The following is a 16729-nucleotide window of genomic DNA, read 5'->3' as shown; positions in this document are numbered from 1 at the left end:
GCGCGATGCCGTCGCGGCCGCTGCCCCCCGGCGGCGGAACCGGCATGCGCCGAGGCCGATTAATGCACCGCACAATGAGGGGGCGTCCGTGGCGAAGCGTGTTCTGGTGGTCGAGGACGACCCGGTGCTCCGGATGGACGCCGCGACCATGCTGGAGGACGCCGGTCTCGAGGTCGTGCAGCTCGAGACGGGGGACAGCGCCCTGTCCTACGTGCTCGAGCAGTCCGACGAGGTCGGCGCGGTCTTCTCCGACGTGCAGATGCCCGGCGACACCGACGGGCTCGACCTCGCGCAATACTTGGCCGTCAACTGGCCCGCGATCACCATCGTGCTGACCTCGGGCCACGTCCACCCGACGCAGGACCTGCCCGACAACATCCGCTTCGTGTCGAAGCCCTGGGTCGCCGCCGAGGTGCTGGCGGCGCTGACGGCGGGCCCGCGGCCCGACCCCGCCGCGGACTGAACCGCCGCGGCGGGGCGCATGCGACCCTGGGGTGCGTCGGCTCGGATCGCGGCGGCGTCGACGCCGCAGGGATGAAACCGCGGACCGCCGCCGTCGTATCTACCATGGCGGAACGCGGTCGAGGCGGGAGGGGCGCATGTCGGTGCGGCGATGGAAGGCGGCCTCGGCGCTGGCCGCCTCGGTGCTGGCGGGTTCGGTCGTGCCCGCGCGTGCCGATTGGCAATATACCCGGTGGGGGATGACGCCGGATCAGGTCACGGCCGCCTCGAACGCGGCGGCGCAGCCCAACCCCGACCGCAGGCTGGATGCCGACGGCCTCAAGGCCGCGCTGACCGCGCCCTACCAGGGGGCCGCGATCCCGTTCACGGCCGTGTTCCTGTTCGACCCCGAGAACAGGCTGCAGGTCGTGACCCTCGATCCGGTGGGGGGCATCGCCTGCCCGGTGATCGTGCAGGCGCTGGTCGCCAACCACGGCGCCCCCGAGAACGACGCAGACCCGCTGCGCGCGAGGACGCTGCGCTGGGACGACGCGGACAACGACAACCTCGTGGTCTACGCCGACCTCGGCGAGGGGAGCTGCACGATCCAGTATTCCCGGCTGCCGCCGACGCGGCCGGACGGGAAGGGCCTGTAGCCCCTCCGCTCAGCCCTTGAGCCCGGCCCGCCGGTGGGCGACCTCGGCCAGGGCCGACCAGTCGTGCTCGCCGAGCCCGCCCTCGACGCCCTCGACCAGCGCGTCGCGCACCACGGCGGCGGCCGGCAGCGTGGCGCCCTTGGCCGCGGCGGCGTCGAGCGCCAGCCGCACGTCCTTCAGCCCCAGCCGCAGCTTGAAGCCGGCCGGCTCGTACGACCCCTTCGCGATGTGGGCGCCGTAGCTCTTGTAGGAGGGGCTCGCGAACAGCGTGTTGGTGACGATGTCGAGGAAGTCGGCCGCCGTCACGCCGTAGCTTTCGGTCAGCGCGGTAGCCTCCGCCATGGCCTCGATGGCCTGGGCGATCATCATGTTGCCGGCGAGCTTGGCGGCGTTGGCGCGGGTCGGCTCGTCGCCGAGCGGCCACGTCTTCGTGCCGAGCGCGTCGAGGACAGGCTGCACCCTGGCCCGCGCCGCGGGATCGCCCGCCGCCACGATGTTGAGCTGCGCCGCGGCCGCGGCCGGTGGCCGGCCGAACACGGGGGCCGCCACGTAGCCGATCCCGGCCCGGGCGTGGCGCGCCGCCAGTTCCTCGACGAGCGGGATCGAGATCGTCGCCATCATGACGTGGACGAGCCCCGGCGCCGCGGCGTCGAGCGCGCCGGAGTCGAGGATCACGCTCCGCACCGCCGCGTCGTCGGCCAGCATGGTGCAGACGGCCTCGCCCTTGAAGCAGTCGGCCGGCGAGGCCGCCGCCGTGGCCCCCGCCAGCGCGCGCGCCGCCTCGGGCGAGCGGTTCCACACCGTCACCTCGTGCCCGGCCTTGACGAGGTTGGCCGCCATGGCGCTGCCCATGCTGCCGAGGCCGATGAAGCCGATCCTCATGTCCGTCGCCTCCGATGCTGGGGGGCCTCGCCCGGCCCCGAACATGCGTGCATAACGGCGGCGGCGGGCGTTGGATGCCCGCACCGCGGAGGGACGGGGCAGCCATGCAGAACACCGAGGAGATCTGGCGCCTGGTGGACGCCAAGGGGCGCGACTTCGCCGCCCTGGCCGACCGCGTCTTCGACACGCCCGAGCTGAACTTCTCCGAGCACCGCTCCGCCGCCGAGCACACGGCCATGCTGCGCGCGCAGGGCTTCAGCGTCACGGAGGACGTCGCCGGCATCCCCACCGCCATGCTGGGCGAGTGGGGCGAGGGCGGGCCGGTGATCGCCATCATGGGGGAATACGACGCCCTGCCGGGCCTCAGCCAGGAGGCCGGCGTGGCCGAGCACCGCCCGCTGCCGGGCGACGGCGTCGGCCACGGCTGCGGCCACAACCTGCTGGGCTCGGCCTCGCTGCTCGCCGCGACGGCCGTGAAGGACTTCCTCGAAGCCTCCGGGCTGCCGGGCCGCGTGCGCTACTACGGCTGCCCGGCCGAGGAGGGCGGCTCGGGCAAGACCTACATGGTGCGGGCCGGCGCCTTCGCGGACGTCGACGCCGCCATCTGCTGGCATCCGTCGGCCTTCACGGGCGTGCGGGTCGCGGCCTCGCTGGCCTGCATGGAGGCGGACTTCACCTTCACGGGCCGCTCCGCCCACGCGGCCGCGGCGCCCCACCTCGGCCGCTCGGCGCTCGACGCCGTCGAGCTGATGAACGTCGGCGTCAACTACATGCGCGAGCACATGCCGTCGAGCGCGCGCGTCCATTACGCGCTGATCGACGGCGGCGGCATCGCCCCGAACGTCGTGCAGGCGAAGGCGACGGTGCGCTACCTCGTGCGCTCGCGCGAGCTGCCCGAGCTCTACGCGCTGTTCGACCGCGTCGTGAAGGTGGCCGCGGGCGCCGCCCTGATGACGGAAACGCAGGTCGAGCACCGGATCTTCTCGGGCGACGCCAACCTCATCGCCAACGCGCCGCTGGAGGAGGTGATGGCGGCCGAGTTCCGCCACCTCGGCCCGCCCGTCTTCGACGACGCCGACCGCGCCTTCGCGGCCGCCATCCAGGCGACGCTGCGGCCGGAGGACATCGCGGCCTCGTTCAAGCGCGCCGGGCAGCGCCCGCGCGAGGGCGCCGCGCTCGGCGACTGGCTGGTCGACCGCGACGACTGGTCGAGGGACGACATCGGCTCGACCGACGTCGGCTCCGTGAGCTGGGCCGTGCCGACCGTGCAGGCCGCGGGCACCACCTACGCGATCGGCACGCCGGGCCATTCCTGGCAGCTCACCGCGCAGGGCAAGTCGCCCGCAGCCCACAAGGGCATGGTGCACGTGGCGAAGGCCATGGCGGCGACCGCCGTGGCGCTGATGCGCGACCCCGACGCGGTGGCCCGCGCCAAGGCCGACCACCGCGCTCGCGTCGGCGACGGGCCTTTCGTGCCGCCGATCCCGGAGGGCGTCGAGCCGCGGCTCGACATGGCGAAGGGGATCTGAGGTCCGCGGCCCGCCGGCGACGAGCGACCGCCGCCGGCAGGCTGGCCCTCGGTGTCAGTGCGGCACGAGGTCGAAGCCGAACCACTGGACGGACAGCTTCTGGGCCGTGCCGTCCGCCATGGCCTCGTCGAGACCCTTGTCGAGGAGGGCCTTGAGGTCGGCGTCCTCCTTGCGGAGGCCCATGCCGGAGCCCTTGCCGAGCAGCCCGTTCTTGAAGAGCGGCCCGGCGTAGACGATCCCGCCCTTCGCGGCCTTGACCGCGGCGGTGAGGTTCGTCTGCGAGCCGATCCAGGCGTCGATGCGGCCGGAGTCGAGGTCGAGCGCGACCTCGTCGTTGGTCTTGTAGCTGCGTGTCTCGACGCCGGGCAGGAACTGCGCCATCAGGTCGGCCTGGATGGTGGCGACCTGCACGCCGACGGTCTTGCCCTTCAGCGCGTCGCGCAACGGCGCGAGCTTGGCCAGGGCGGCGTCGTGATCGGCGAGGTCGACCTCGACGCCCGTCAGCGGCATCTTGGCGAGCGGGCTGTCGGCCACGACCGCGAAGGTGGTCGGACCCTGGCTGTAGGGCACCGTGAACGCGATGGCCTCCTCGCGCTTCGGCGTGATGCTCATGCCCGACATGATGGCGTCGAACTTGCCGGCCTTGAGGCCGGGGATCAGCCCGTCCCAGTCCTGCACGATCGTCTCGCAGGTGATCTTCAGCCTGTCGCAGACGTTTTTGAGCAGGTCCGGCTCGTAGCCGACCACCTTGCCGTCCGGGGTGAGGGCGTTGAAGGGCGGGTAGCCGCCCTCCGTCGCGACCCGGACGCGGGTCCAATCCTTTGCCTCGGCGAGCCCGGCGGACAGGCCGAGGACGAGGGCGGCGGCGAGGAGGGGGCGGGCGAAGGGCATGGATGTCTCCGGGATGCTGGCGAAGCGCATGCAACGCGTGTTCCGGCGTGTCAAAGGACCGTCCCCGGATTTCCTTTGATCCGCATCGCGTGTTCGGAGACGCTTTGCCCCGTCCGTGTCCGATCGCTGTCGGCGTCCCGTCCCTCCTTCCCCTGCCAGGGGAAGGTGGCGCCGCGGAGCGGCGACGGATGGGGTGCCACGCGTGCGGAGCCGCCATGACCGACGAACGTGCCCGAGCGTTGCGCAAGGACCTGACGCGCCACGAAGCGCGGCTGTGGCTGCGCCTCCGCACCCTGCGTCCGCAGGGGATCCACATCAGGCGGCAGGTGCCGATGAACGGCTACATCCTCGATTTCGCCTGCCTGCGGGCCAAGCTCGCGATCGAGGTCGACGGCGAGCACCACGGCATCGGCCGCCAGCAGGCCCATGACGTCCTTCGCGACGCGGCGTTGGCGCGGGCCGGATTGCGCGTGCTGCGGTTCTGGAATCATGAGATCGACGCGAACATCGACGGAGTCGTCGAGACGATCATTGCCGCGGCCGAGCAGGGCTTGAAGGCTCGTCGATCATCGGACCTTCGGTAGGGCGCGGTGCGGCCCCGAGGACCCCATCCGTCGCCGCTTCGCGGCGCCACCTTCCCCTGGCAGGGGAAGGAGGGGCGCTCGGAGGTCTTCACAGATCCTGCAAGACGTCGGAAAAGCTGATCACGCGACGCTGGGACTCCTTCCCCTGCCCGGGGAAGGTGGCGCCGCGCAGCGGCGGCGGATGGGGTGCGGCGCGCAGCGCCGCACCGCTACCCCATCGTCTCCAGCGCGTTCGCGCATTCGCCCGCCGACACCTCCACAACCTCGCCGCTCGCCGTCCAGACGAGGTGCGTGCGGACGCGGTGGTCCGGGTAGAGCGGCTCGACGGCGGCGCGGTAGAGCGCGAGCTGCAGCGCCTGCCGCGGCGTCACCGCGCCCGGCGCGCCGGTCTTGAAGTCGGCGATGTGGACGGCGCGCTCGGTCACGCCGATGCGGTCGATCTGCCCCGTCACGTCGATGCGTCGGCCGCTCGGCAGCCCCACGCTGGCCGTCACCGCCACCTCGGCGCGCGACTCGGGCCCGAACAGCCCCGCCAGCGCGGGGTCGTCCAGCAGCGCCATGGCCTGCGAGGCCAGCGCCGCCCGGTGCTCCTCGTCGAGCATCGCGCCCTGCGCGGCGAGGAAGCGCGCCGCGGCGGCCGCGCGCCGCGCCGGCGGCACGTCCGGCAGGTGCTGGAGCAGGCGGTGCATCAGCCGCCCCGCCGCGGCGGCCTGCTTGCGGGCGCCGCTGCGGGTGCGGTCGACGTAGGGCCAGGCCGGCGGCCCGTTCTGGTCGGCGGCGCCGAGCGCGTTGGACGGGCGCACGGGCGGTAGATCCGGCTCGGCCTCCGCGCGCGGCGGGCGGAGCAGCCATCCGGGCAGTTCGATGGCCACCGCTTCCGCCGCGGCGGGGGGCGGGGCCCGTCCCGCCGCGGCGCCCCCCTCCGGCGGGGGATCCTGCATGCGCAGCACCTCGTCCGAAAGATCCCACGGCGCCGGCGCGGGCTCCATCGGCAGGTCGGCCGCCTCGATCATGGCGTACCAGCAGCCCTCGGCCGGCCCCTTCTCGCCGCAGAAGCCGGCGACGTACAGCCGCTCCTCGGCGCGGGTCATGGCCACGTAGAGCAGGCGGTTGTGCTCCTCGACGGCTCGCCGGCGCGACAGCCTGCGGGCCTCCGCGACGCGCGCCGGGTCCGCGTCGGTGCGCGGCGACCAGGCGATGAGGCCGCTCTCGGCCTCGCCGGGGTGGTCGTCGAGGCCGAACAGCGACGGGTCGTGGCGCCCACTCGGCACCGCGCAGGTGTCGGGCAGGAACACGATCTTGGCTTCCAGCCCCTTGGCGGCGTGCACCGTCATCACCCGCACGGCGTCGCCGGCCGCCTCCATGTCGCGCTTGACCGACAGGTTGGTGCCGTCGAGCCGCGCCAGGAAGGCCATCAGCGAGGGCGCGCCGTCGCGCTCGTGCGCGAGCGTCAGGCCCAGGAACTCGTCGATGGCGTCGCCGGCCTCGGGGCCGAGCCGGCCGAGCAGGCTGCGGCGCCCGCCGTCGGCGCCGAGCACCCGCGTGTAGAACGCGAAGGGCGTGAGGAAGGCGGAGTCGTTGCGCCAGGCCGCGATCCGCCGGTGGGCCTCGCGGTGGTGCGGCGCGTCCGAGGCGCCGAGCGCCGCGAAGAGCGTGCCGCGGCGCTTGGGCGCGAGCGCGATGAGGTCGTCGTCGTCGAGGCCCACCAGCGGCGACTTCAGCACGCAGGCGAGGGTGAAGTCGTCGGCCGGGCTCAGCGCCGCGCGCCCCGCCGCGATGAGGTCCATCACGGCGATGTGCTGGGTCAGCGCCAGCCGGTCGGCGCCCGCCACCGGCACGCCGCGCTCCTTGCAGGCGCGGATCATCGCCTCGAAGAAGCTGTTGCGCGACCGGACCAGGATCATCACGTCGCCCGGCCGCACGGGGCGGCGCCCGTCGCCCTCCGCCACCGTCTCGCCGGAGCCGGGCCGGCACATGCGCCAGATCGCCTCCGCGATGCGCCGCGCCACGACGACCGGCGGGTCGCCGGGCTCGACCACGTCGACGGGCAGCTTCCAGTCGCCCGGCTCGGGCTGGGCCACCGCGGTCACGGGCCGCCACAGCTCGACGCGCCCCGGCGCGCGCCGGAGCGCCTGGTGGCGCTGCGGCCCGGCGGGGTCGTGCGTGAGCCCCTGGCCGTTGGTGCCGTGGGCGAAGACGCGGTCCACCGCGCGCAGCACCGCCTCCGACGAGCGGAACGACAGGATCAGGTCGACGCCGGCGAAGCGCTGCTCGGCGTCCTCGGCGCGTTCCTTGAAGTAGGAGCGCATCTCGTCGAACATGTCGGGGCGCGCGCCCTGGAACGAGTAGATCGATTGCTTCTCGTCGCCCACCGCGAAGAAGGTGCGGATCGGACCCGGCCGGCCCGCGCCGGAGAAGAAGTCGTCCGACACCGCGCGCAGGATCTCCCACTGCTCGGGCGAGGTGTCCTGGGCCTCGTCGACCAGGATGTGGTCGATGCCGCGGTCGAGCTTGTACAGCACCCAGGCCGAGCTCGACGTCGCGAGGAGGTTGCGGGTGCGCTCGACGAGGTCCTCGAAGTCGAGCAGCCCGCGACCGCGCTTCAGCGCGTCGTAGCGGTCGAGGATGGCGGCCGCGACCGACATCAGGGCGGCGGTGCGCTCGGCCGTCTCGGCGCCCCGGCGCTTGCCGAGGAGGCCCACGAGGCGCCGCGCCTCCTCGTCCAGGGACTCACACAGCGCCGGCTCCTTCTTGCGCAGCGCCTGCGGCAGGTAGCTCGCGGCGCGGGGCTCGCGCTTGGCCGTGAGGAACACGTCGAGGTAGGGCTCGGCCTGCGCGCCCTCCGGCGCGTCGAAGGCCGCCATCAGGCGGTTGCCCGCCTTGCCGGGGCCGCCGCCGTCGGCGCCGATGCGCCGCGCCGTCTCGGCCCAGTCCGACCACGGGATGCCGCCCTCGACCATCTCGGCCTCGACGGCCGCCGGCGTGTCGCCGGGCCCGAGCCCGAGCGAGGCGCGGAGCGCGCGCAGGAGCCCGTCGAAGTCGCGCGCGTCCCGCACGGCGTCGCGCACGAGGTGGCGGTGGTGCAGGGCCTCGTCGATCAGCGCCTCGAAGGTCGAGGTCGAGACCTGCCCGGTGAGGGCGGCGAGGCCGCGGCCGAGCCCCGACGCCGGGGCGCGCAGCGCCTCGGCCAGCACGGCCTCGCAGGCGCGCAGCAGCAGCTCGGCGGCGCGCAGGTCGTCCAGCACCTCGAAGCGGGCGGGGACGTTGCTCTCGAAGGGGAAGAGGTGGAGCAGGCGCTCGCAGAAGGCGTGGATGGTCTGGATCTTCAGGCCGCCGGGCGTCTCCACGGTGCGGGCGAACAGGCGCCGCGCGTCGTCGAGCGCCGCCGAGCCCCCGGCCAGGGACGGCACCGGCGCGCCGGTCTCCGCGATGGCGCGGCGCAGGTCGTCGTCGTCGAGGCGCGTCCAGCGCGCGAGGTCGCGGAACACGCGGATCGACATGTTGGCCGCGGCCGCCTTGGTGAAGGTGAGGCACAGGATGCGCGCCGGCGCCACGCCCGCGAGCAGCAGCCGCAGCACGCGCTGGGCCAGCACGTGCGTCTTGCCCGAGCCCGCGTTGGCCGACACCCAGGCGGAGGTGCCGGGGTGGGAGGCGCGGCGCTGGCGTTCGATCGTGTCGGCCGGGACGGCGGGAGCTTCAGCCACGAGCATAGGCCTCCGAGCCCGCAGGACGTGGTCCCCTTCTCCCCTCGCGGGAGAAGGTGGCCGGCCGAAGGCCGGTCGGATGAGGGGGAAAGCTCCGTCTCCTCCGACCGGCGGGAACATCGTCGAGCGCGGCGCCATGCCCCCTCATCCGCCTCTGCTCCGCAGAGGCACCTTCTCCCGCAAGGGGAGAAGGGGGCAGCCCCCCGGTTCGCACGAGGCGCGACGGCGCGCTCACGGCTCCGCCCCCTCGCCCGCCCCGCCCGTCGCCGACCATTCCTTGACCCGCGCCAGGTGGTCGTAGGTGCCGAACCGCGACGCGTATTTCGGGAAGGGCCGCGCGAGGTAGCCCGTCGACTCCGAGCGGAAGCTGTTGAGCAGGCGCACAAGCTCCTCGCGGTGCTCCGCCACCACGTCGGCGAAGGGCGGGTCGCCCTTCCAGTCGAGGTCGATGCGCTTGGCGGCGTCGTCGGCGCCGAACTTCACGTAGACGGCCGCCGACACGCCCGTGACCTTGGGCAGCGCCGGGAAGGCGCCCGCCTTGACCATCTCGGCCTCCAGCGTGAGCTGCGGCGCGAAGCCGACCTTGACCTCGCGGATCGAGGGCGAGGCGCCGGTCTTGAAGTCGACGATCGTGGCGCGCCCCGCCGCGTCCACCTCGATGCGGTCCGCCGTGGCCGTGAGGGTGAAGACCGAGCCGTCGTGGAGCGGGATCGGCAGGGTGCCCGATTCCTCGACGAAGACGCGGGCCGGCTCGCGGCGCTGCTCGGCGTCCCAGGCGAGGAAGGCCCGCGCCCAGCCGAGGATGCGCGGCCATTGGAAGGCGCGGAACGAGGGATCGCGCAGCGCTTCGGCGAAGGCCTCGCGCATCAGCGCCTCCATGCCGTCCAGGTCGGGCACGCGGCCGGTCTCCTCCAGCGCCCGCGTCACGGCCGAGATCACGCCGTGGAAGCTCGTGCCGTATTCGCGCGAGGACATGGCGGCCGCGAGCGGCTCCAGCGGGGTCAGGCGCAGCACCTTCTCGGCGTAGATCGCGTAGGGGTCGCGGCGCAGCGTCTCGATGCGGGTGACGCTGAGCCTCGTGGGCCGCAGCGCCACCGGGGGGCGGGGCGAGGGGCGCGCGACCGAGCGCACCGCCGCGGGCCGGTCCAGCGCGCCCGCGAAGGCGAGGAAGCGCTCCCCGCGCCGGCGCGCGGCGTCGAGCGCGTCCGGCGCCACGGCGCCGAGCCGCTGCAGGAAGCGCGACGGCACGGTGGGCGAGCCCCCGCGCTTCTTCGCGCGCGTGAGGAGCACGTTCGGCTGGCCCATCGCCATCTCGAAGTCGTGGGCGGTGCGCCCGAGCCGCCGCTCGGGCGGGCTCAGGCCCAACGCGGCCCGCATGGGCCGGTTGAGGAACGGGTCCTGGCGCGCCGCGGGCGGCCACACCGTCTCGTCGAGGCCGCCGAGCACCATCAGGTCCGCGGACAGCAGCCGCGCTTCGAGCAGGCCGAGGATCTTCAGCCGCGGGTGGCTGCGGTTCGGCCCGCGCACCGGTGCCTCGGCGGCGAGCCGGTCGAACAGCGCCGCGTAGCCCGGGCAATCGAGCCTGATCGCGGGGTCGGCCGCGCCATCGAGCTCGGCGAAGAGCTCGCCCAGCACGGAATAGTCGGCGCCTTCGAGCGACACCTCGCCCTCGGCGTCCCGCGTCAGGGCGGCCAGCACCGCCTCGTGGGCGGCGAGCCAGGCCGGCAGCGGCGCCTCGCGGGGCAGGATGCGCAAAGGGTGCAGGGCGGCGAGGAGGTCGCGCAGGAAGCCGGAGAGGGCCGCGAATTCCGCGTCCGGGATGGTGCGCAGCTCGTGGCCGGCGTGAGGCGCGTCGCGGCGCTCGCGCGCGCGCGCCATCAACCGCTCGGGGTCGCCGAGCGCGGAGGGCGGCAGCACGCCGCGCAGCACCGCGAGCTCCAGGTGGCGCGCGCAGCGGATCACCTCGCCGCGCCCGCGGCCGAGCTTCACGGCCGGGTGGTGCAGGAGCGCCAGCACCTCGACCGGCGCCAGCTCACGCAGCGCGCAGTCGACGACGAGCCGCGCCAGCGCGCCCGCCGCCGTCTGGCCCAGCGGCTCGCCGCTCGACTCCTCGATGTCGATGCCCCAGCGCGTCAGCTCCTCGCGCACGCGGCGGGCGAGCTCGCGGTCGGGCGTCACCAGCGCGGCCGTGCCGGGCCCCTCCAGCACCTCGCGCAGCGCGACTGCGATGCCGCGCGCCTCCTCGTTCTCGTCGGCGGCCTCGATCAGCGTCACGCCGGCCATCGCCGCGCCGGCGTCGAGCGACGCGTCCTCCGCGACGCGCCGCCACAGCTCGGTCGTGGCGGCGGGGCGCAGGGCTTCGCCGATGAGCCGGCCGCGGGCCGCGAGGTCGGGCGGGACGGCGCCCAGCGGCCGCACCGCGGCGCGGTCGACGTTGATGGCCGCGACGAGGCCGCGCAGCGCCGCCTGCGGGTGGCCGGCGACGGGGTCGGTCTCGGCGTCGCCCGGCCCGGTCCCGCCGATCAGCCGCCAGGACGCCTCGTCGATGCCCTGGTCGAGCCCCGGCAGCACCACGGCGCCCTGCGGCAGCAGCGACACGGCGGCGATCAGCCGGGCGGTGGCGCTGTTGGTGCCGGTCGAGCCCGCCACGATGACGGGACCCTGCGGCTCGCCCGAGAGCAGGCGGTCGCATTCGGCGTCGATCAGCGCGATCTGGTGCGTGGCGGCGTCGACCCGGTCGAGGTCGTGGAGGATGGCGGGATACTGCGTAATGGCGACGTCGAGGAAGTCGAGCGTGATGCGCCAGTAGCGGTCGAAGTCGTCGGTGCCGAGCGGCTCGACGCGGTGCCACTCCACGTTCTCGATGGCCAGCTCGTCGATCAGGGTGGCGAGCTCGCCCGACAGGTGCCAGGCGTCGGCCGGCGAGGTGGCGACGAGCAGCGGCTCGTCGGCCCTGGTGGCGCGCCGCCCGTCCGGCTCCACCGCCACGATGGCGTGGCGCACGGCCCGGCCCCAGGCGAGGATGAGGCGCGTCAGGATCATGCGCCGGTGGATCGCGCCGAGCGCGACCGGGAGGCCGGCGCCGAACTCCCCGCCGAGCGCGGGCTCCTCGAAGAGCAGCTCGGTGTCGTCGAGCGCCCCGAGCGGCACGATGCGGGGCAGCAGCGCGGAAGCGCCGCCGAGCCGCGACGCCATCACGGCGCCGAGCGCGCGGGCGGAGCGGCGGGTGGGCACGTAGACCGTCGCGGCGGCGAGGCCGAGCGGGCCCACGTCGCGCGAGAAGCCCGGCACGAGCGTGCCGTCGAGCAGCGCGTCCGACAGCGTCTGCAGGAAGGGCGCGCCGGGCGGGATGGTGAAGACGCGGGGGGCGCCGTCGGGGGGATCGATGGACGTATCGCTCATGACGACGATCCCGCTTGCTCGCCCGAGCCGGACGCGCGCCCTCCTCCCCTCGCGGGAGAAGGTGTCAGGCGAGGCCCGACGGACGAGGGGGCCTGAAGCGCCGCTCGGCGATGGAGCCGACGCCGGAGGGCGCGGCGCACGCCCCTCCTCATCCGACCGGGCTACGCCCGGCCACCTTCCCCCGCAAGGGGAGAAGGGGCAGCGTCACGCGACCACCTCGACACCGGCCTCGGCGCAGGCCGCCTCGGCTTCCGCGATCGCCGCCGGCGTGCCGACGTGCAGCCAGCGGCCGTCGAGGCGCGTGCCGAAGAGGCGGCCCTTCGCGGCCGCGTCGAAGAAATAGGGCGCGAGCCGCACCGGCACGCCGTCTTCGAGGTCCGTGAAGGCCTCCGCCTTCATGATCCCCACCCCGGCGTAGACGAAGGACGAGACTTCGCCCTCGGCGCGGCGCGACAGGCGGCCGTCCGGATCGCGGTGGAAGTCGCCGGGCCAGTCGACGCCGACGCTGCCGGCCGTCTCGGCCACGAGCAGCAGCACGTCCATCCGCTCCGGGTCCCAGTCGGCGAAGAGCCGGGGCAGGGCGGGCTCCGCCCCCTCGATCCACACGGCGTCGGTGTTGCAGATCGCGAAGGCGCCGGGGCCGAGGTGGGGCAGGGCGCGGCGGATGCCGCCGGCCTGGTCGAGCAGGCGGGCGCGCTCGTCTGACACGACGACCGCCGGCGACGTGCGATCCTTGAGCCGTTCCTCGATCTGGTCGGCCCGGTAGTGCACGTTGACCACCGCGCGGCGGACGCCGGCCTCGCCGAGCCGGTCCAGCATGTGGTCCAGCATGGTCCGCCCGGCGATCCGCACCAGCGGCTTCGGGATCGCGTCGGTGACGGGCCGCATGCGCGTGCCGAGGCCGGCGGCGAACACCATGGCGGCTGGGGGGGCGGCCACGGTCAGGCGCTCTCGCGCTGGGCCGCGGAGGCGCGCGGCGCCACCACGCGGGGCATGTAGGTCTCGTACCAGCCGCGCAGCTCGGCCAGCGCCGGGTGGGCCAGCCCCTTGGTGAGGTAGCCCTCGATGCGCGGCAGCATGGCGAGGTACTGGGGCTTGCCGTCGCGCTTGTCGAGCCGGGCGAAGATGCCGAGGATCTTGGTGGCGCGCTGCGCGCCCAGGATCGCGTAGGCGCGCACGAAGCCGGCCATGTCGAAGGCGGGATCCATGCTGGCGCGGAGCTGCGCGTAGGCGCCGAGCAGCTTCAGCTCCAGGGCGTCCGGCACGGTCACGCGCGCGTCCTGCAGCAGGGCCGCGACGTCGTAGGCCGGGTGGCCCAGCACGCAGTCCTGGAAGTCGATCACGCCGACGCGGGCCAGGCCCTCGCGGCCTTCCAGCCAGATGAGGTTGGGGGAATGGAAGTCGCGCAGCGTCCAGGTCGCGTCGCGGCCCACCACCTCGCCGAAGAGCCGCGTGCAGATGGCCGTGAAGGCGTTGCGCCCGGAGGCGGGGATCGCGATCCTGGCCACGTTGGGCGCGTACCAGTCGACCACGAGCTCCGCTTCCACCAGCAGCGCGTCGAGGTCGTAGGGCGGGATGGAGTAGAGGCCGTCGCCCTGCGGCACGGCGGCCGGCAGGGCGGTGGCGTGGAGCCGCGCCAGCAGCGCCACGGCTTCGAGGTAGCGCTCGGCGATCGGCCCGCTTTCCTCGACGAAGGGCTCGGAGCCGAGGTCCTCGATGATGGCGATGCCGTGCTCGGCGTCGGCCGCGTAGACCTCCGGCGCCGACACGCCCTGCTGGCGCAGCGCCGCGTCCACGGCCAGGAACGGCCGGATGTCGCCGGCGAGGCGCGCGATCTCGTGGTAGGGCTTGCCGAAGCGCAGCACCGGCGCGTCGGCCCGGGGCGGCGAGGTCATGAAGAGGGCGGTGCGGCCGTCCGCGGCCGTGAGCCGCTCGTAGGCGCGGGTCGAGGCGTCGCCGGTCAGGTAGGCGCGCTGGGCCTGCGCGAAGCCGGCCTTCTCCAGCAGCGCTTCCACGGCCTGCGTCTGGGCGATGCGGGCCGAGAAATAGCCGAAGCCCGTGACCACGGCGCCGCGGGCCGTCTCGGGATCGTCGGCGTCGATCGACAGAGCGACGTCGAGCCGGTCGGCCGGCAGGGCGTCGCCGATGCGCTCGGCCCATTCGACCAGCAGCAGCGCGCCGTCGGACGCCTCGTCCCAGCCGAGCTCGGCGAGCTCGGTGGCGGAGCGGATGCGGTACAGGTCCGCGTGGACCACCGGGAAGGCCGGGGTGTCGTAGAGCTGCATCAGCGTGAAGGTGGGGCTCGGCACCTCCAGCTCGCGATCGCCCGCGAGGTGGCGGATCAGGGCGCGCGCGAAGGCCGTCTTGCCGACCCCGAGGTCGCCCGACAAGGTGACGAGGTCGCCGGCGCGCAGGAAATCCGCGATGCGGGCCGCGAACCGCACGGTGTCGTCCGGCGTCGGCAGGAGCACCGACCAAACCGCCTGCGATGCCGCTTGCTGGACCAAACCGTGGAACTCCGAACCGCCCGGACCCGCGTCACCGGCGCGGCCCGTCCCTACATAAGGCGTCCATCCTCGACAATCATGGTGAACGGCGGGTAAACCGCGCCGGTCCGCCGCACCGCGCGCGAGGGGACCGCCGCGCGAAATGCGCCGCCGGGCGGGGGCGGGCGGTTGACAGCGGCCGAGCGTCATCCTTATGTGCGCGACACTGATCGAAGGCCGACGACTTTGCCCCCGCGCGCCGATTTTTCGGACGCACGCTTAAGACCTCCCCCCGACCGATTGGTTGCGGAGCCGATCCACAGGCGCCGTACCGCAGCTAGGAACGAAAGGGTTCGGTCATGAGCACCGGCACCGTGAAATGGTTCAACGCCCAGAAGGGTTACGGCTTCATCCAGCCCGACGACGGCACCAAGGACGTGTTCGTGCACATCAGCGCCGTCGAGCGTGCCGGCTTCAGCGACCTCCGCGAAGGTCAGAAGCTCGATTACGAGCTGACCACCGATCGGCGGTCGGGCAAGGTTTCCGCCGACAAGCTCCAGGCCGTCGAGTGATCATCCGAGCTCAGGCGTTCCGCCGGGCGTGAGAAGAGGACAAATCGTTGCAGATTCTGGTTCGCGACAACAACATCGAGCAGGCCCTCAAGGCGCTGAAGCGCAAGCTGCAGCGCGAAGGCGTGTTCCGTGAGATGAAGCGCCGGGCGGAATACGAGAAGCCCTCCGAGAAGCGCGCCCGCGAGCGGGCCGAGGCGATCCGCCGCGTCCGCAAGCTGGCCCGCAAGCAGGCCCAGCGCGAGGGGCTGCTGCCGGCGCCGAAGCGCAAGCCGGTGATGCCGCCGCGCCCCGTGGCGCCGAGCGCGTCCTGATCCGGCCGCGGCCCGCATCGCAGGGCCGCCGCCTCCGAACCTGATCCGAAAAGCGCGGCGCGAGCCGCGCTTTTTCGCGTTTGAGGGCAAACATCGAGGAATTTCGGCAACTTACGCCCGGTCAAGGCGTTGGTGAACTGTTGAGCAGCCAGGATCGTTCCCGCGTCGCGGGCGTGCTTGTTCGACGGTGTCGACCTGGGCCAAGGCCCGATGAGGACTGGACGGATGGCCGATAATTCCGAAGCCGCGCGCCTGCGGGCCGAAGCGCGGTTCGAGAAGCTGCAGAAGACCACGCAGGAGAATGCCGCGGTCTGGGCACAATACGAGGCGTCCTGCGCCGCCGTGCGGGACAGGACCGTGGTGCTGCGGGAGCTTCGCATGGCCAAGGAGGCTCAGGAGGCCGAAGCCGCCGCGGCCGCGGCGCTGGAGAAGGCCGCGTCCAAGAAGAAGCGCAAGGTCGCCGTCAAGGCGTGACCGTCAGGCCCGTGCGCCGGTCCGGATCAGGAGGCGCGCGAGGTCGGCCAACTGGTGGTGATGCAGCAGCAGCACGCCGTTGGCGTCGGCGAGCTGCTTCGCCGAGCGCGTGAAGCTGGCGTTGGACACCACGACGGCGTGGTCCCCGGCGTGGAAGCCGAGGGCTGCGTGGGCCTCCTGGACGGCCTTGTTGCCGACCGGCTTCGAATAGAACTTGCACTGCACGATGACGCGGCAGCCGTCCGCGTCCGCGATGAGGTCGGCGCCCTGGTCGCCCGTCACCGGCGTCGCGTCCACCTGCCACCCCTGCGCCTGCAGGAGGTTCCGGCAATAGGTCTCGTAGTGTTCGCCGGAGATGATGTCGGCGTCTTCCAGAGCGGCCGCGGCGTCGTCCTGGTCCTGGAGCGCCGCCAGCAGCGCGCGCGTGATGCCGGACCAGACCCGCGTGCCCCGCGTGACCGCGCCCGTGTCGATGCCGCGCTCCCGGGCCTCCCGCAGCACCACGTGCGCGATGAAATAGTCGACGTGGTCGATCCAGGGCCGGAGCTCGTAGTTGCCGTAGCCGTCGTGGACGACGAGCTGCTTGCGCTTGACCGTGAGCAGGCGCGCGTAGCGGCGCGTGACGTCGCGCGCCACCGCGAGCAGCCGCGACCGCCGCCGGAGCACCAGCCACGTCCGGCCCGACACGCCGGCCGCGACCAGGGCCCCGCCGGCGCCCGCCACCTCCGCCCATCCCCACGCCATGTCGCCCGTCCACCCCGACCGTCGCTCGGCCGGCAGCATAGGGCGGCGATCGT

At 73.7% G+C, this 16729-nt stretch carries 14 protein-coding genes; 7 read left to right on the top strand and 7 right to left on the bottom strand.

Going from position 1 to position 16729, the window contains the following annotated elements:
• Nucleotides 1-88: 88 nt before the first annotated feature.
• Nucleotides 89-463, top strand: coding sequence for a response regulator (locus L7N97_RS02990; protein WP_237476888.1), 375 nt, complete (start codon nt 89-91; stop codon nt 461-463).
• A gap of 136 nt (nt 464-599) precedes the next feature.
• The gene (locus L7N97_RS02985; protein WP_237476887.1) at nt 600-1097 is read left to right on the top strand and encodes a hypothetical protein; all 498 of its coding nucleotides are present in this window, start codon (nt 600-602) and stop codon (nt 1095-1097) included.
• A gap of 9 nt (nt 1098-1106) precedes the next feature.
• Here L7N97_RS02985 and L7N97_RS02980 read toward each other — a convergent pair whose 3' ends face one another.
• Complete coding sequence (locus L7N97_RS02980) at nt 1107-1979, bottom strand: NAD(P)-dependent oxidoreductase (protein ID WP_237476886.1); 873 nt, start codon at nt 1977-1979, stop codon at nt 1107-1109.
• Nucleotides 1980-2083: 104 nt separating this feature from the next.
• Between L7N97_RS02980 and L7N97_RS02975 the strand changes: the two genes are divergently transcribed.
• Nucleotides 2084-3508, top strand: a complete 1425-nt coding sequence (locus tag L7N97_RS02975; protein WP_237476885.1) for a M20 family metallopeptidase — start codon at nt 2084-2086, stop codon at nt 3506-3508.
• A gap of 54 nt (nt 3509-3562) precedes the next feature.
• Here L7N97_RS02975 and L7N97_RS02970 read toward each other — a convergent pair whose 3' ends face one another.
• Nucleotides 3563-4399, bottom strand: a complete 837-nt coding sequence (locus tag L7N97_RS02970) for a transporter substrate-binding domain-containing protein (RefSeq protein ID WP_237476884.1) — start codon at nt 4397-4399, stop codon at nt 3563-3565.
• 215 nt (nt 4400-4614) lie between these two features.
• Here L7N97_RS02970 and L7N97_RS02965 point away from each other — a divergent pair, with 215 nt between their 5' ends.
• Complete coding sequence (locus L7N97_RS02965) at nt 4615-4983, top strand: endonuclease domain-containing protein (protein WP_237476883.1); 369 nt, start codon at nt 4615-4617, stop codon at nt 4981-4983.
• Between the two features lie 209 nt (nt 4984-5192).
• Here L7N97_RS02965 and addA read toward each other — a convergent pair whose 3' ends face one another.
• The 4 genes from addA to tsaE all read right to left on the bottom strand — a co-directional run bounded on the left by addA (nt 5193) and on the right by tsaE (nt 14596).
• Complete coding sequence (gene addA / locus L7N97_RS02960) at nt 5193-8693, bottom strand: double-strand break repair helicase AddA (protein WP_428980955.1); 3501 nt, start codon at nt 8691-8693, stop codon at nt 5193-5195.
• Between the two features lie 225 nt (nt 8694-8918).
• Nucleotides 8919-12089, bottom strand: a complete 3171-nt coding sequence (gene addB / locus L7N97_RS02955; RefSeq protein WP_237476881.1) for a double-strand break repair protein AddB — start codon at nt 12087-12089, stop codon at nt 8919-8921.
• Between the two features lie 204 nt (nt 12090-12293).
• On the bottom strand, nt 12294-13028 hold the full coding sequence (locus tag L7N97_RS02950; protein WP_309242750.1) for a nucleotidyltransferase family protein: 735 nt from the start codon (nt 13026-13028) through the stop codon (nt 12294-12296).
• Nucleotides 13029-13030: 2 nt separating this feature from the next.
• A complete protein-coding gene (gene tsaE / locus L7N97_RS02945; protein ID WP_237476880.1) occupies nt 13031-14596 on the bottom strand; it encodes a tRNA (adenosine(37)-N6)-threonylcarbamoyltransferase complex ATPase subunit type 1 TsaE in 1566 nt (521 codons plus the stop codon).
• Nucleotides 14597-14934: 338 nt separating this feature from the next.
• Between tsaE and L7N97_RS02940 the strand changes: the two genes are divergently transcribed.
• The 3 genes from L7N97_RS02940 to L7N97_RS02930 all read left to right on the top strand — a co-directional run bounded on the left by L7N97_RS02940 (nt 14935) and on the right by L7N97_RS02930 (nt 15932).
• Nucleotides 14935-15147 (top strand): cold-shock protein, encoded by a 213-nt coding sequence (locus L7N97_RS02940; RefSeq protein ID WP_237476879.1) that lies wholly within the window; start codon nt 14935-14937, stop codon nt 15145-15147.
• A 47-nt stretch (nt 15148-15194) separates the two neighbouring features.
• Nucleotides 15195-15458: a 30S ribosomal protein S21 gene (rpsU, locus tag L7N97_RS02935; protein WP_237476878.1), complete on the top strand. Its 264-nt coding sequence runs from the start codon at nt 15195-15197 to the stop codon at nt 15456-15458.
• 225 nt (nt 15459-15683) lie between these two features.
• Entirely contained in the window at nt 15684-15932 is a 249-nt protein-coding gene (locus L7N97_RS02930) for a hypothetical protein (RefSeq protein ID WP_237476877.1), read from the top strand.
• Between the two features lie 3 nt (nt 15933-15935).
• On the opposite strand, the gene L7N97_RS02925 is transcribed toward L7N97_RS02930, so the two are convergent.
• The gene (locus tag L7N97_RS02925) at nt 15936-16676 is read right to left on the bottom strand and encodes a restriction endonuclease (protein ID WP_237476876.1); all 741 of its coding nucleotides are present in this window, start codon (nt 16674-16676) and stop codon (nt 15936-15938) included.
• Between the last annotated feature and the right edge of the window lie 53 nt (nt 16677-16729).

Origin of the sequence: Lichenibacterium dinghuense (assembly GCF_021730615.1) — a bacterium.
Taxonomy (GTDB): domain Bacteria; phylum Pseudomonadota; class Alphaproteobacteria; order Rhizobiales; family Beijerinckiaceae; genus Lichenihabitans; species Lichenihabitans dinghuensis.
Note: the sequence above shows the minus strand (reverse complement) of the source record. Positions and strands in the feature narration are given on the sequence as shown.

Coding starts and splice junctions, on each gene's coding strand:
- L7N97_RS02965 (WP_237476883.1), top strand. CDS start 4,615: ATGACCGACGAACGTGCCCGAGCGTTGCGCAAGGACCTGACGCGCCAC.
- L7N97_RS02980 (WP_237476886.1), bottom strand. CDS start 1,979: ATGAGGATCGGCTTCATCGGCCTCGGCAGCATGGGCAGCGCCATGGCG.
- L7N97_RS02985 (WP_237476887.1), top strand. CDS start 600: ATGTCGGTGCGGCGATGGAAGGCGGCCTCGGCGCTGGCCGCCTCGGTG.
- L7N97_RS02970 (WP_237476884.1), bottom strand. CDS start 4,399: ATGCCCTTCGCCCGCCCCCTCCTCGCCGCCGCCCTCGTCCTCGGCCTG.
- L7N97_RS02930 (WP_237476877.1), top strand. CDS start 15,684: ATGGCCGATAATTCCGAAGCCGCGCGCCTGCGGGCCGAAGCGCGGTTC.
- addB (WP_237476881.1), bottom strand. CDS start 12,089: ATGAGCGATACGTCCATCGATCCCCCCGACGGCGCCCCCCGCGTCTTC.
- L7N97_RS02925 (WP_237476876.1), bottom strand. CDS start 16,676: ATGGCGTGGGGATGGGCGGAGGTGGCGGGCGCCGGCGGGGCCCTGGTC.
- L7N97_RS02975 (WP_237476885.1), top strand. CDS start 2,084: ATGCAGAACACCGAGGAGATCTGGCGCCTGGTGGACGCCAAGGGGCGC.
- addA (WP_428980955.1), bottom strand. CDS start 8,693: ATGCTCGTGGCTGAAGCTCCCGCCGTCCCGGCCGACACGATCGAACGC.
- L7N97_RS02940 (WP_237476879.1), top strand. CDS start 14,935: ATGAGCACCGGCACCGTGAAATGGTTCAACGCCCAGAAGGGTTACGGC.